16 protein-coding genes and 2 pseudogenes are annotated in these 14,754 nt (G+C 39.6%); 7 read left to right on the top strand and 11 right to left on the bottom strand.

From position 1 onward, the window contains the following. Nucleotides 1–77 precede the first annotated feature (77 nt). The 3 genes from FTU37_RS07570 to FTU37_RS07560 all read left to right on the top strand — a co-directional run bounded on the left by FTU37_RS07570 (nt 78) and on the right by FTU37_RS07560 (nt 2,998). Nucleotides 78–944: an AAA family ATPase gene (locus FTU37_RS07570; protein ID WP_373686295.1), complete on the top strand. Its 867-nt coding sequence runs from the start codon at nt 78–80 to the stop codon at nt 942–944. Between the two features lie 3 nt (nt 945–947). Further along, nucleotides 948–1,619 carry an HNH endonuclease gene (locus tag FTU37_RS07565; protein WP_179997719.1) on the top strand — a complete coding sequence of 224 codons (672 nt, stop codon included), beginning with the start codon at nt 948–950 and terminating at the stop codon, nt 1,617–1,619. A 149-nt stretch (nt 1,620–1,768) separates the two neighbouring features. After that, nucleotides 1,769–2,998 (top strand): transposase, encoded by a 1,230-nt coding sequence (locus tag FTU37_RS07560; RefSeq protein ID WP_180124101.1) that lies wholly within the window; start codon nt 1,769–1,771, stop codon nt 2,996–2,998. Between the two features lie 133 nt (nt 2,999–3,131). Here FTU37_RS07560 and FTU37_RS07555 read toward each other — a convergent pair. From FTU37_RS07555 to def (FTU37_RS07530), 6 genes and pseudogenes are all read right to left on the bottom strand, one after another. Next, nucleotides 3,132–3,498: pseudogene (locus FTU37_RS07555) on the bottom strand (endonuclease domain-containing protein). A gap of 209 nt (nt 3,499–3,707) precedes the next feature. Continuing rightward, a complete protein-coding gene (locus FTU37_RS07550; protein ID WP_180124100.1) occupies nt 3,708–4,748 on the bottom strand; it encodes a molecular chaperone DnaJ in 1,041 nt (346 codons plus the stop codon). 90 nt (nt 4,749–4,838) lie between these two features. After that, nucleotides 4,839–5,075, bottom strand: coding sequence for a hypothetical protein (locus FTU37_RS07545; RefSeq protein ID WP_180124099.1), 237 nt, complete (start codon nt 5,073–5,075; stop codon nt 4,839–4,841). Continuing rightward, the gene (locus tag FTU37_RS07540; protein WP_180124098.1) at nt 5,065–5,217 is read right to left on the bottom strand and encodes a hypothetical protein; all 153 of its coding nucleotides are present in this window, start codon (nt 5,215–5,217) and stop codon (nt 5,065–5,067) included. Before FTU37_RS07540 ends, FTU37_RS07545 begins: the two co-directional genes overlap by 11 nt. Nucleotides 5,218–5,235: 18 nt before the next feature. Further along, nucleotides 5,236–6,447 (bottom strand): GGDEF domain-containing protein, encoded by a 1,212-nt coding sequence (locus FTU37_RS07535; protein WP_180124097.1) that lies wholly within the window; start codon nt 6,445–6,447, stop codon nt 5,236–5,238. Nucleotides 6,448–6,637: 190 nt separating this feature from the next. Then, on the bottom strand, nt 6,638–7,120 hold the full coding sequence (gene def / locus FTU37_RS07530) for a peptide deformylase (RefSeq protein ID WP_180025816.1): 483 nt from the start codon (nt 7,118–7,120) through the stop codon (nt 6,638–6,640). 741 nt (nt 7,121–7,861) lie between these two features. On the opposite strand from def (FTU37_RS07530), the pseudogene FTU37_RS07525 reads away from it, so the two are divergent. Then, nucleotides 7,862–8,125 (top strand): annotated as a pseudogene (locus FTU37_RS07525) (MFS transporter); the annotation flags it as partial. A gap of 89 nt (nt 8,126–8,214) precedes the next feature. Here FTU37_RS07525 and def (FTU37_RS07520) read toward each other — a convergent pair. Continuing rightward, the gene (def, locus tag FTU37_RS07520; RefSeq protein ID WP_180124096.1) at nt 8,215–8,697 is read right to left on the bottom strand and encodes a peptide deformylase; all 483 of its coding nucleotides are present in this window, start codon (nt 8,695–8,697) and stop codon (nt 8,215–8,217) included. A 742-nt stretch (nt 8,698–9,439) separates the two neighbouring features. Between def (FTU37_RS07520) and FTU37_RS07515 the strand changes: the two genes are divergently transcribed. Beyond that, nucleotides 9,440–10,720 carry an MFS transporter gene (locus FTU37_RS07515; RefSeq protein WP_180124095.1) on the top strand — a complete coding sequence of 427 codons (1,281 nt, stop codon included), beginning with the start codon at nt 9,440–9,442 and terminating at the stop codon, nt 10,718–10,720. Between the two features lie 52 nt (nt 10,721–10,772). Here the strand turns inward: FTU37_RS07515 and FTU37_RS07510 are convergent, their stop codons facing one another. The 4 genes from FTU37_RS07510 to pnuC all read right to left on the bottom strand — a co-directional run bounded on the left by FTU37_RS07510 (nt 10,773) and on the right by pnuC (nt 12,786). Beyond that, nucleotides 10,773–11,270 carry a DUF2505 family protein gene (locus FTU37_RS07510; protein WP_180005318.1) on the bottom strand — a complete coding sequence of 166 codons (498 nt, stop codon included), beginning with the start codon at nt 11,268–11,270 and terminating at the stop codon, nt 10,773–10,775. A 177-nt stretch (nt 11,271–11,447) separates the two neighbouring features. Beyond that, nucleotides 11,448–11,603 (bottom strand): hypothetical protein, encoded by a 156-nt coding sequence (locus FTU37_RS07505; protein WP_180005317.1) that lies wholly within the window; start codon nt 11,601–11,603, stop codon nt 11,448–11,450. Between the two features lie 221 nt (nt 11,604–11,824). Continuing rightward, nucleotides 11,825–12,124, bottom strand: coding sequence for a hypothetical protein (locus tag FTU37_RS07500; protein ID WP_180005316.1), 300 nt, complete (start codon nt 12,122–12,124; stop codon nt 11,825–11,827). Between the two features lie 77 nt (nt 12,125–12,201). Beyond that, nucleotides 12,202–12,786 carry a nicotinamide riboside transporter PnuC gene (pnuC, locus tag FTU37_RS07495; RefSeq protein ID WP_180005315.1) on the bottom strand — a complete coding sequence of 195 codons (585 nt, stop codon included), beginning with the start codon at nt 12,784–12,786 and terminating at the stop codon, nt 12,202–12,204. A gap of 222 nt (nt 12,787–13,008) precedes the next feature. Between pnuC and FTU37_RS07490 the strand changes: the two genes are divergently transcribed. Beyond that, nucleotides 13,009–13,794 (top strand): crotonase/enoyl-CoA hydratase family protein, encoded by a 786-nt coding sequence (locus tag FTU37_RS07490; RefSeq protein WP_180124094.1) that lies wholly within the window; start codon nt 13,009–13,011, stop codon nt 13,792–13,794. Nucleotides 13,795–13,848: 54 nt separating this feature from the next. Then, complete coding sequence (locus FTU37_RS07485; RefSeq protein ID WP_180124093.1) at nt 13,849–14,739, top strand: alpha/beta fold hydrolase; 891 nt, start codon at nt 13,849–13,851, stop codon at nt 14,737–14,739. The last annotated feature ends 15 nt before the right edge of the window (nt 14,740–14,754 follow it).

The following is a 14,754-nucleotide window of genomic DNA, read 5'->3' as shown; positions in this document are numbered from 1 at the left end:
CAATTAATTTGATGGCTTCAGCTTTAAATTCTGTGGTGTAAGTCTTGTGTTTCTTGCTCATGGTAAACTCCTGATGAGTGTGTTTAGTTTACCAAGTTAAAACCTCCTGTTTTTTCAGCACACATCATTCAATCAGCACCGAAATTAGTGATGCTCAAAATAATTTTTCTTCCAATATTGGAAATAAACTAGAACAACATTTATATAATATTACAGTAAACCAATCTTTATCATTAACACACAAAAAAGACTCTTCTTTATTTGAAAAGTATACCAATTGGTTTGAAAGTTTTGATGAAAATTTAAAATTTCTATTTGAGAATGAATCAACTCATTTACTCTTCGAAATAAACGACACTGAAAATAAATACTATATTGTTAAAGACTCTCAAAAATTTAGCTTTCAAGACTTATCTTCAGGATATCAAGCAATCTTCAACATTTATTCAGATCTTTTAATACGTACTGAATTTTTTAATATTCCTCCCTCTGAGCTCGAAGGAATTGTATTAATTGATGAAATTGATGCACATCTTCATATATCTTTACAAAAATTAATTTTTCCTTTCTTCACGCGATCTTTTCCTAAGTTGCAATTCATTGTAAGTACACATTCTCCTTTTGTTATTACCTCAACAGATAATGATACTGTTATATATGACATTTCCAGTGGTGAATTTTTTGAAGAAGATTTAAGTCGTTATTCACATGAGTCAATAATCAAAGAGTTATTTCATGTAAAAAATGAAAATGACAATCTAAAAATTCTCTCTGATCAGCTTTTAAAATTTATTGAAGAAAAAGAATCGATAGAAAACTTGAATGAAGTTCAAAACTTATTAGACAAATTAAACAAAGATTTTGAGAAGTTATCTGTTGAACTACAACTCCAATACATGGTAGCAAAAAATAAGCTTACAAAATTGAAACATGAGGGTAATTAATTCATGTTTTCAGTTGCAAGACCACCTACTTTCCCTAAAAGCTTAACCACATCTACTAAGGATTATCGTGCATCTGATGTAGTTGAAGTACTACAAGATATATTCTTCTCTAAATGCTATCTATGCGAAAGAAAAGGATTTCCCGACGTAAATATTGAGCACCGTGATCCACATGAAGGTGACCCTGTCAAAAAATATGACTGGGCTAATTTATTCTACGCATGCGTTAGATGTAATGGAATTAAAGCCAATATACACAAGAATATTTTGGATTGTTGCCAAGCTTTAGATGTAGCTCAAGCTATCGAATTACACTGCCCAATTGTCAATAATGATGACCACAAAGTAATTGTAAAGGTTGGAAATTTAGGAAGTAACCATGAAATTGAGTCAACAATTCGCCTTCTAGACCAATGTTTTAATGATACGAATACAGCTCTAAAAGGTATAAGTAGACATACATTGATAAAGCAAATTCAGAGATATCAAACTAAGCTTTTGATGATTAAAGATGAGCTTCTAGATGATAGTTTAATATTAACAACATCTGAAAAAAATCTGAGAATAGAAAAGTTAAAGGCTATGTGTGACCCTGAATTTCCTTTCTCTGCATTTTGGAAATGGTATATCACTCGTGATGTAGATTTATCAAAAATTGTAGGCAATGTCTTTTAAAGCCCTCACCCCAGCCCTCTCCCATAGGGCATAGGTATCTACACAATTCCTGTGCTTTACGTTAAATTGAAGAGCATGCTCTTCAATTTAACATCAAAGGCTTAGATCAGCGGCTAGTTAAACGCTATAACAGTCTTGTAAAGCTCAATATGAATCCTGTTGCCTCTCTTGCTCCCGCAATCAAAGATATTGCTTCTGCACAAAAAACTAGTTTCGCAACCACACAAGCCGTTTGGCGATTCTTGAACAATGAAAAAATCACATTTAAACAATTAAATGAACCTATTCATCAACTTGCTTGTGAACAAATCAAGACATCACAGCACCGCTATGCTTTAGTCGTTCATGATTGGTCACAACTACAATACGTCACACATCGCAATAAAACTCAAAAATTACAAAGAACGCATCAGTACGATTCGGGCTATGAATTACAAACCAGTTTACTTGTCGATGCAGCTTCAGGACTTCCCATTGCACCTTTAGCTCAAACACTTTCAGATGCTTCGGGTTGTTATTCAACATTCAATGAACAGCACACCGAGCGTCAAACACATTTGGATTCTCTTGCTGAACAAATTCAAAAAATTGAACAGTTTCCCATTGAGAAAACCTGTGTTCATATTATTGATCGTGAAGGTGACTCTATTGCCCACTTAAGAGAGCTTAGCAGCAATGATTTTCAATGGTTAATTCGGGCAAAAGAAGGTAATCGGATTGAATATCAGGGTGAAATTTTTAAAGTTGGAGAAGTGGCGGAACAGCTAGAAACACAGCAAGTGAAGCCCGTTGCCTATAAGGGTAGGCAACATCTGCTTCATGTTGGAGAAACCGATATACGCTTGACCCGTGCAGCCAAACCCAAAAGAAAAGATCATACAGGTAAAAGGGTTGCTCCTCAGCAAGGTGAGGCAATTGCAGCTAGGCTCATTATTGCAGTGGTTAAGGATAGTGAGGACAAAACGATTGCAAGATGGTCATTGATCAGTAATGTTTCTCCTGAAATTGATGCCAGAGAACTAACAACTTGGTATTACTGGCGATGGTCAATTGAATGTTATTTCAAACTGCTTAAACAAGCAGGACATGATATTGAATCTTGGCTTCAAACCACACCTGAAGCAATTTTAAGACGATTACTGATCAGTTGTATGGCTTGTGTGCTGACTTGGAGGGTGCAACGCTGTACAGATGAGCAGAACCAAAAAGTACGTGCGTTTCTCACCCGTCTATCAGGCAGACAACAAAAGAGAGGTCATCTTGAAAGTGCTCCTGCCATATTGTCAGGGCTTTCGATTTTACTAAATACGTTACAATTGCTTTCAGAATATTCCATAGAAGAATTAAATGAAATCGCTGCAATTGCCATAGGTACCTAAAAGATGTGTAGATACCTATGCCCATAGGGAGAGGGAGCGTCATTTGATTTAATGCCTGTATAAATTTCACAAGGGAGTTCCCTCTCCTGAGCAAGTTTTAAAGCACTGCTTTAAAACGAAGCGCAAGTGAGGGTTAGGGAGAGGTATTTTTTAATTCAGCACACCTCTGCCACAAATCCTCCAACACCACATCCGTCCGCCCCAACACATCATGATTCCAATACCGCACAACCGTTAAACCCAAAGCCTCTAAAAACTTCGTGCGTTCAGCATCATACTCAATGGCATCATCCATTCCATGCTGACTGCCATCTAACTCGATGACTAAACCAAGTTCATGACAGTAAAAAATCTACGATATACGGTTTGATCACATGCTGACGACGAAATTTAAGATTCATAAAACGCTTGGCACGGAGTATTTGCCACATGAAGTTTTCAGCAGTGTGCCGCATGGATTTGGCGAATATTAATAGTTGGGGGTCGAGTTTATTGTTCATTGCATTTTGCTTTTTATTATTTTATTTAGATTATCAAATTTTATAACCTCTCCCTAGCCCTCTCCTACAAGGAGAGGGAATATTCATTATTAAGCCAATTGACGGTATTTAATTAGATGCAGCTCCCTCTCCTGAGCGAGTTTTAAAGCACTGCTTTAAAACGAAGCGCAAGTGAGGGTTAGGGAAACATGCTTTTAATGAAAAAAGTATCAAAGCACCCCATTCTCCAACAATACCTCCAACCCCTTCACCTTCTCCATATATTTCAGTCGTTCTTTTTCCCACTTCACTTGTTCTTTCAACACTGAAACATCACCATCAATCACCTTATACACATCTTTCACCTGCATATTTTTCGGCTTGGTTTTTTCACTCCAGTGAAAACTATCCGTGATGTCATCAATCTGACTGGCTAGACGTTGGCTTTGAGCCTCAAGCGCCATTTTATAAAACTTTAAATGTTCATCCGTTAAAGCTTTAGGGCTTTTGCCTTTATTGGTTTCAAGCTGTAGTTGCAGCTTTAGTAAATAAAACAAATCCTGTGCTTCATGGGCTTGGTTCACCACTTGCAGCAATTCAGTTTTTTCAGCTTTTTTAGTTTCATCAGGTTCACGGTCAGGGTGAATCATGGCGGTGATTTTTAAATACACAGTTTTAAGCGATTGGTTCACTAACTTTTCAGCTTGCTCACGCTTTTGTGCTAGGCGTTTACGCTGGTGCTCTTCTTTCTCACGTTGATATTGTTCGCTGTCCCACTCTTCATATGACTCATATTCTTCTGTCGTTTCTTGTTCTATATCAACATAACCTTTTACTATGCTCTGTTCAGTTTGGGCTAACTTGGCTTTTTTATTCGGCTTTTGATTATGTGCATGATACTGCTGATAAAAAGCATCGACCTCCGAGACTTTTTCAAGTTCAGCAGTATTTAAATAATTAGATTTTTTCAGCTGCTTTGCCAGTTTCGCAAGCTTCACATCGAGCTGTGCTAAATCTGCTTTGGCTAAGTCTTCTTGCTGTAGATGTTGCCAAAGCTGAGTTAGTTGACGGTAGTACACCGCATGCAAATCACGATAGATCGGTACAAGTTTTAACTGAATATAACTCTGAATCTCACTTTTGGCATTTTGCCAAAGATCTAAATCCAGCTTTTGCTGTTCGATTTGCTCAATCAGTTTATTCAGCTTTTTATGCTGTGGCGATAAAGCTTCAACACTCGGGAGTAAACTGACTTTTAACTCAAAAGACATAAGCAAATTTAACACAAAAAGAAAATTATAGCCGATCTAAGCATTAAACTTATGGGCCCTTTGCCTAAATCAACAATGGATTTTTATCAATTAACCATCAAACCGTTGTAAATATTGACTCAACTCTTCTCGAACCACCACCTCATGCCCTGCATGACTTCGACTTTGTTCCAAGAGATGCTCTGAGTCGATCACTACCACGCGATGACCATCCGCAATTAAACGATCTACACCTTCAAACAACATTCGGACACCAACATCGTGTATCAAAGAAATATTAGTCAGATCTAAAACAATATGGTTATTCGCGACAGGTTCATTCTGCAATAGTCGCTGCCTCATTACAGATGAAGCGCTGTTGAACACATTTTTGTACCCACGCCGCTAAGCCATGATCAAAATGAATATTCTTTTGCTCGGTCTGAAAGTCGAGCTGCGCTAATCCGAGCTGAAATTGTAATTGCTGCATAACTATCGTTTAAATTATTTAATCTTCTGCCAAGTTTAACTCACGAAAGCTGCGTACTTGGTTACGACCTTGTTGCTTTGCCATGTACAGCGCTTGATCGGCCATACGCGTGACCACAGCAGACGGTGTCCCCTCAATCGCAGTTGCCACACCGAAACTTGCACTAATCTTCAACATTTGACGGTTGGCTATCATGGTTTCAGCTTCAGAAATAGCCAATCGACAGCGTTCAGCGACCTCTATCGCCTGCTCTAAACTCTGATTTTTTAAAATTAAAATGAATTCTTCACCGCCATAACGTCCAACCACATCTTGTACACGAGTATTGTCATTTAAAATTTGAGCAACACGTTGTAAAACGGCATCTCCTGCATCATGTCCATATTGGTCATTGATCAGTTTAAAATGGTCGAGATCAAGCAAAACGACTGCAAATTCAGGCCGTATCTGTTTACTGAGCCTATCAAGTTCATGACTGACATAACGACGGTTAAACACATTGGTCAGCCCATCAACACGGCTGAGGACTTCCATCTTTTGTTCACGGTGTCGCCACTGTAAAAGCAAAATCTGAAAAAATACTGCACTGACGATCAATATGGGCAAATACAACTCCGCCATACTCATGAGCCAAAAGGCGTTGTCGTAAAACTCACTCTGTTTTAAAGCTGGGCTGAAAATCGGTGCATATTCTAGATGGTCAATCGAAGTTTGATAGCAAATGTAGCCAATAAACAGTGTGATCGGAAATGTAATACTGAGCATAATCGCAGGACGATAAAAAACCAAACCGACCATCAGCAGATTGACCGTCCCCGCCATAGTGGCAGGACTATAGATCCCGATCATATAGCCACCATAGATCATGCCGATCCCAAACAGGACGGGCGCAAAATAGCTAAAAAACAGTCTAAAATTTAAATATTTTTTGAAATAAAGACTGAGTACTGCCAATACGCCATAACTGAGTAGGACTATACAAGCGACGATGATCCTGAACTTGAGTTCACTCGGATTAAACCAAATCCGATTGGTCGAATAATAAAAATTCATGATGCACCACTTCAACACGCTAACTTGACTCAGCATGCCAAAGATGAGAAGTAAACGCCCTTTATCGTAGTCAGACCAATTGATGATGAGATAGTCTGACTCAAACAAAAGATGCTTCAATTTACGCCATTGTACGCCCCATTTCGTACAGACAGCATTGCCCCAATTTTTCCCCATTAATCTACTTTTTTATTTTATTATTTCGCTAGTTATACAAGGTTTTAGCTTCAAAAAGAAAGTCTATTTTCACAGTTAAGCATGCAATCTTTGAAGCCTTTAAACTTCACTTGCACCACTATTCAAATTACTTTTCCGCTATTTTTTTAGCTCAATTGGTCACTTTTATATTTTTGGAATAGCACGGTTTTTATTCTAAACGCTCGGTGAATAAGATCCCGTTCAGATGATCGACCTCATGTTGTACGATCCGTGCGGGAAAGCCATTCAAGGTTTTCTCTTTGACTTCACCTTGAAGGGTCAAATATCGCACGTGAATTTGCTCGGCTCTCGGGACTTGTCCTCGTGCATTCGGCACACTTAAGCAGCCTTCTTCACCCAAAACCGTGGTCGTAGATCGAGATGTAATCACTGGATTGACCATCACGATCGCCTCCATTTCAGGCGCATCGGGATAGCGTAAATTTGCACGTGAAGCCACGATAATTACCCGCTTAGAAACATAAATTTGCGGTGCGGCAATGCCTACGCCTTGACGCTCAAGCATAGTGGCATGAAGTGTTTCACTTAGTGCAGTTAACCATGCAGAACCTATTTCAGATGCTTGCACCTCTGCGGCAGTGAGCGTCAAAATTGCTTCACCACGTTGTGCAACAGCAGCAATATGACTCATGTATTTATCCTTTTTTAAGTCTAGCAAGCTTAAATTATTTAACTGATGTTACGCACGTAAAAGTAATTACGCATTTTTAAAATGATATTTAAGTTTATTCGACGAAGTCTTACATCTAGGATTTAAATAAAGGGATTAGCCTTCGGCTGGAGGTACTCTTACGAAACAATGTTTCTCATTAGGCAAAATGAGAAGCAAAGCTTCGCAAGGAAACCATCTTGCGGTGCAATGCACCTCACCGACAAAACTCGTTCACTAGTATCAAATTGTTCAAAGTATCGCAAAAACTTTTTTGATTAGAAGGAGTCCTGTCTCAAACACTTGCGGATGACCTTAGCGCGTATCGTTCATTTATTTAAATCAAATAACGCTTCTGATGTTACTGCGTAATATCAGTTATTTAAAAAAAACAACCATGCAATATGCATTATTATCGGTTCTGAGTATAAAACAACAGCATGCTATGGCTTTGAATCTTTTGTGGTTTATATAGAGCACAAAGTAAAATAGTAGATCATACTACCCTATACCATTGATATTTATCATTTATACATCAAGTTACGCCATTATCTATTACCAATCATTCTTTAAGTTAATGCGACTTTATCTATATTATTTTTTTCTTAATTAATAATATTTTCATAACTATAAGTTTTTAATAAGGCAACAAAGTTTGATTATTCAATAAAAAATTGAATCACTAAAATCGTCAAATGCTATTTGCTGCTGGAAAATATTTGCATGGAAGCTCAGCCACGCCTGACTCGTCAAGATAAACGCACCCTCGGACTGTCATCCCTCGGTGGCGCACTTGAGTTTTATGACTTTGTCATTTATGTGTTCTACGCCAAAATTATTTCGGAACTGTTTTTCCCCACTGGACTCAGTCCATTTTGGGCGATGCTGAATACTTACGGTATTTTTGCAGCCGGATATTTTTTCCGCCCATTGGGTGGTGTGGTGATGGCGCATTTTGGCGATTTAATTTTACTATCTCGCTATTTTTTTAATCAACAAATGTCAACAGACCCTACTTTTCCGCTATTTTTTTAGCTCAATTGGTCACTTTTATTTTTTTGAAATAGTACGGTTGATTATTCTAAACGCTCGGTGAATAAGATCCCATTCAGATGATCGACCTCATGTTGTACGATCCGTGCGGGAAAGCCATTCAGGGTGTTCTCTTTGACTTCACCTTGAAGGGTCAAATATCGCACGTGAATTTGTTCAGCTCTCGGGACTTGTCCTCGTGCATTCGGCACACTTAAGCAGCCTTCTTCACCCAATACAGTCGTTGTCGATTGAGATGTAATCACTGGATTCACCATGACAATCGCCTCCATTTCAGGCGCATCTGGATAGCGTAAATTTGGACGTGAAGCCACGATAATCAGCCGCTTAGAAACATAAATTTGCGGTGCGGCAATACCTACACCTTGACGTTCAAGCATGGTGGCATAAAGTGTTTCACTTAGTGCAGTTAACCATGCAGAACCTATTTCAGACGCTTGTACCTCTGCGGCAGTGAGCGTCAAAATTGCTTCACCACGTTGTGCAACAGCAGCAATATGACTCATGTATTTATCCTTTTTTACGTCTAGCAAGCTTAAATTATTTAACTGATGTTACGCACGTAAAAGTAATTACGCATTTTTAAAATGATATTTAAGTTTATTCGACGAAGTCTTACATCTAGGATTTAAATAAAGGGATTAGCCTTCGGCTGGAGGTACTCTTACGAAACGTTGTTTCTCATTCGGCAAAATGAGAAGCAAAGCTTCGCAAGGAAACCATCTTGCGGTGCAATGCACCTCACCGACAAAACTCGTTCACTAGTATCAAATTATTCAAAGTATCGCAAAAACATTTTTGATTAGAAGGAGTCCTGTCTCAAACACTTGCGGATGACGTTACCGCTTATCATTCTTTCATTTGAATCAAATTACGCTTCTGATGTTACTGCGTAACATCAGTTATTTAAAAAAAAACAACCACGCGATATGTATAATTATCGGTTCTGAGTATAAAACAACAGCATGCTATGGCTTTGAATCTTTTATGGTTTATATAGAGAACAAAGTAAAATGACAGATCACACCACCCTATGCTATTGATATTTATCATTTATACATCAAGGTGTGCCATTATCTATTACCAATCATTCTTTTAGTTAATACGACTTTATCTATATTATTTTGTTCTTAATTAATGATATTTTCATAACTATAAGTTTTTAATAAGGCAACAAAGTTTGATTATTCAATAAAAAATTGAATCACTAAACTCGTCAAATGCTATTTGCTGCTGGAAAATATGTGCATGGAAGCTCAGCCACGCCTGACTCGTCAAGATAAACGTACCCTCGGACTGTCATCACTCGGTGGCGCACTCGAGTTTTATGACTTTGTCATTTATGTGTTTTACGCCAAAATTATTTCGGAACTGTTTTTCCCCACTGGACTCAGTCCATTTTGGGCGATGCTGAATACCTATGGTATTTTTGCAGCCGGATATTTTTTCCGCCCACTGGGTGGAGTGGTGATGGCCCATTTTGGCGATTTGATTGGTCGTAAGCGTTTATTTAGTTTGTCTATTTTACTCATGGCTCTGCCTACACTGATGATCGGTGTGATGCCAACTTTTGAAAGTATTGGCTATGCAGCACCACTCCTGCTCCTACTGATGCGCGTGATTCAAGGCATCGCGATTGGTGGTGAAATCCCTGCGGCATGGACTTTTGTTTCAGAGCATGTGCCAGAGCAAAAAATTGGGATCGCCAACGGCCTACTCACTGCCGGCTTATCTTTGGGTATCCTATTGGGCGCACTGATGTCTTTGTTTATTTCATTACAATTTACAGAGTCAGAAATCCATGACTGGGCATGGCGGATTCCATTTATTCTAGGCGGGATCTTTGGTTTTGTTGCGCTCTATCTCCGCAGTTATTTAAAAGAAACGCCTGTATTTAAAGCCATGCAAGAAAAGAAACAATTGGCTAAAGAGCTTCCAGTGAAACAAGTGCTACAACAGCACAAAACAGGCGTTGTGATTGGTATGTTGTTTACATGGTTCTTAACTGGCTGTGTTGTTGTGCTGATTTTAGCGATGCCAAATTTACTCACAGGCGCCTTTGGTTTTGAACGTGCAGATGCCTTTAAAATGCAAAGTGCCGCTATTGTGATGCAAATGGTCGGTTGTATCTTGGCAGGTCTTTTGGCAGATCGCTTCGGTGCGGGCAAAGTGATGCTGTTCGGTTCCCTCCTTGTCGCGATAATCGCGGGCGTGTTCTATAACAGCTTGGGCCATGTGGCAGCATCGACCGTGTTTACGCTCTATATGCTGCTCGGTTTGGCATCAGGTACGGTCGGCATGGTGTCTTATAGTATGGTGAAAATGTTCCCTGCACAGATTCGTTTCTCGGGCATTTCATTTTCATACAATTTGGCTTATGCCATCGCGGGTGGTATCACCTTGCCATTGGTTCAATGGTTGAGTTTATACAGCAACATTGGCGCTATGTATTATATTTGGACCGTCTGTTTGGTGACCTTCTTTACTGCGATGCTCTATCGTCAACGCTTTGAAAAAACATCTCACTAAAAATAAAAAAAGCGGTCAATGACCGCTTTTTTAAACTCGCTTTCAAGTCGATTCAGGCTTTTAAATTTTTACGTAATTCATCTTCTACAATTTCAATCTCGAGCTGACTAAAACGACGAATTTCACCTTCTGCATGTTTTTCTAGTAATCCACCAATCAGTGGAACTTTGACTTTCACCGTCCAATCCAAATTAAAACTGACTTGTGTCGCATCACCACTGACACTTCGTTTGCAACTTGCTTCGAGCGGTAAGTTCGGATCAAGTTTGACATCTGATGTTAACGCCGCCAAATTACTAATATCCGTACGTTTCAGACGAAACGCATCTTTTAAAAACTTCTTGGCAATATCTGGAATATTTACATCAAGGTTATATGCACGTTTTAAGGTATACATATCGCCTGTTTTTTTTGATTCTAAAATTTCTAGATTTTCACCCGGTATGCGTTTGCACACCGCTTCATGCAAGCTGATATCTGCGGCTAGTCGTTTAAAATCTTCAATTGAAACGCCATGAATAGTGGCATTGACGGTAAATTGATGTGCCATTCTCGTAATCCTTCAGGTCAATATTGGTTTTATTGTTTTATTTCGCCCAGTCTACAGTTGCTAAAACTGTGCTTTTAATTAAATCGAAAAGCGTTATGGCTGTCATTGACCTGAAACCAAGCTGAAAAAACAGAATTGCCATACTGCAACTCATTGGACTCTGCCTTAAAGGACTTTTTAATAGATTTGCCCATGCTGATCTTTAAACTCGAGCTGAAATTCCCAGCCCGCATCGATTTTTAAATACATCCCTGCATAGGACAACTTTGCGTACCAATGACCGAAGTCGAGGCTTACAATATCAAAGCTGGCTTGTTCAGGCAGCTGTTGCATTGGTTTTGCACTTATCAAAGCGCTTGGTTCAAAAGACGTGCAGTGCGAGCCATAATCATGAAAAAGTTCGAAACATAGCTGATTAAAAATTTTAAATGTTGAATCTTTTGGGTCAAGTTGCGTCATTGCTTTAATAACGTTCCATATCTTTTCATTTCTTCTTACGCTTATTTTTTTCTTTTTTAAAACGAATCTTTAAAGAGCTGATTTTAAAAATTTTATTAATTTAAAAGCATGCTATGCACCACACCATCCCGATCACGGTGTACCAATTTGATTACTTGTGAATAATCAATCAAGATACTTTGGTGTTTGTAACTGATTTGGATGCCGTATTCATCTGCACCATCATCCAAACCGCTGATGCTACATTGCGTGCCTTGTGGAAATGCATTGAGCCATTCAGCGTTATACACATCTGCTATTTGTTCAAACTGAAAAAAGCTCGCTTTTTGCTGCAATAGAAACCCAGCTTGTCGATCAAAACGCAGTTGCTGCTCAAGTTGAAAGTCGATAATCATGACTCTGCACGCTCTTTACTTATTCATCGGGTTCGGAATCGGCTATTAAAAGTAGCTTTGCCATCACCCAATGATCCTTATAAAGCTTTCATCGCCTGTTGCTGCTGTTTATTTTTGACTTGTGTCCATTGCCACCAACCAAATGCCGCCAAGCCCACAAAACCAGCATACAACGCCGCAGTGAGATACAGGTCTTTGTATATAAACATACCCACATAGATAATATCGACAAATACCCAAAGCACCCAAGTAGCAATATGTTTCCGGCTGGTCCAATACGTTGCGAGTAAGCTAAACGCGGCCAATTGTGCATCCAAAATCGGTACGGCTGCATCGGTAAAATAGTGCAAACTTAAACCAAAAATCAAACCGCCCACCGCTGCTAAGAGCATTTGAAAGATCACGAGTTTGGTCGCAATCGGTTCAATACGGATGTCATGATCTTGTTGTTTGCCCTTCAACCAGTGATAAAAACCGTAGAAGTTCACCACCACAAAGAAAAACTGCAAAATGGTTTCGCCATAAAGTTTGTAGGTATAAAACAAGTAGGCATACAGCAAAAAAGCTGCAAAGTTAAACCACCAACACCACATATTTCGCTTAATGGTTAAACTCACCCCGATTAAGCTAATAATAACTGCAAATATTTCTAAGTTCGACATGGTTGATTGGGCCTTAAAAAAGCTGCAGCTATTATGGAAAAAATCAGCCCAAAGGCAAGCTATATCACACACTATTTCATATCAACTCTGTAAATTTTAAATCAAACCACTCATCCACCAGACGATGATTTTGATGTTTTGAACGCATCAGTTTTGACAGTTTTCTAACAATCTTTTAAAAACTTAGCTATGCATAAAGAATAATCAGAAGGAATTATCCAAATGTCAGAACAACAAGGTCGTGTAAGTCGAGAAATTCGTGGTCATCTTTATTTAATCGGTTTGGACCGTGCAGATAAACGAAATGCGTTTGACAGTCATTTAATTCATGACCTTTCACTGGCGCTCACTGAATATGAAGATGATCCAAATTTACGCTGTGCGGTGATTTTTGCTCATGGCGATCATTTTACTGCGGGTCTAGATCTGGTCGAACTACAACCCAAACTTGGCAGCGGGCTGTTTAATTTTCCTGATCAGCAAATTAATCCGTGGGGAACCAACTCACGACAACGAAAAAAACCAGTTGTGGTCGCGGTACAAGGGTTCTGTTTTACAGCGGGTATTGAACTCATGCTGAATGCCGATATCGTGATCGCACAGCGTCACACGGAGTTTGCTCAAATGGAAGTGCAACGTGGCATTCTTCCCTTTGGTGGCGCAACAGTTCGCTTTGTGCAAGCAGCGGGTTGGAATAAAGCCATGCGCTATTTACTCACAGGTGAACGTTTCAATGCGCAAACGGCATATGACATGAACTTGGTGACTGAAATCACCGACCAAGCGCCCTTATCTCGTGCAATAGAACTTGCAGAACAAATTGCACAGGCTGCACCACTGGCGGTTCAGGCAACACTCGCTGCAGTACAGCAAGGGATGCATTTGGGAGCCGATGCTGCCTTTGCTCAATTGGATCAGCACTTACAACCACTACTAAAAACACAAGATGTACAAGAAGGTGTGATGGCCATGCTACAACGTCGCGCAGCCAATTTTCAGGGCAAATAACCCTTTATTTAAAGTGAGTAAACCCTTTACGTCCTGCCTATCAAGAGAAAAATTATGTCAACGGATTTAGAACCAGCAGCGCAAGAAATACATAGTACACCCGTGAGTTTCCCTGCAACCGATGGTTATACGCTTTCAGGCGTTGAATATCGGCCTAATACTGCCGCTAAGGCCAATATTATTATTTCAAGTGCTACAGGTGTACCTCAACAATTTTACCGTCGTTTTGCCGAGTATGCCGCAGGACTCGGTTATCAAGTATTAACTTTTGATTATCGTGGTATTGGACGTTCTGCTCCTCCAAAACTCAAAGGCTTTAAAATGTCCTACCTCGACTGGGGACGTTATGACCTTTCTGGTGCCATAGCTTATATGCAACAACACGGTCAGGAAACTTTTCTAGTGGGACACTCCTATGGCGGTCAAGCATTAGGCCTCACCTCAAATCACGATCAGATACGTGCCATGTATTGTTTTGGCACTGGCGTAGGTTGGCATGGCTATATGCCCTTTAAAGAAAAAATGAAGGTTCATGTGATGTGGAATATCGTTTTTCCGCCAATGGTTGCCATCAAAGGGTATTTGCCTTGGAGCAAACTCAATATGGGCGCTGACCTTCCTGTCGATGTCTATAAACAATGGCGCCGTTGGTGTAAAAACCCAACCTATTTCTTTGCCGACCCTGAGCTGAGTGAGTTATCTCAACAATATGCTGCTGTTCAAACGCCGATTTATGCGGTCGCTGCACTCGATGATGACTGGGCATTACCCAATTCACGACACGCTTTTATGCAGCATTATGCGCAAGCGTCAATGCACTATATCAATATTGAAGCGCAAGATTATGGTCTAAAACAGATTGGTCATATGGGATATTTCCGCAAAGGTGCTGAACCCTTATGGCAGGAAGTGATTGGAAGGTTTAACGAGCTATTAGTCGCCTAGACCAATTTACTTCAT

This window comes from Acinetobacter sp. YH12097 (assembly GCF_013419225.1).
Taxonomy (GTDB): Bacteria; Pseudomonadota; Gammaproteobacteria; order Pseudomonadales; family Moraxellaceae; genus Acinetobacter; species Acinetobacter amyesii.
Note: the sequence above shows the minus strand (reverse complement) of the source record. Positions and strands in the feature narration are given on the sequence as shown.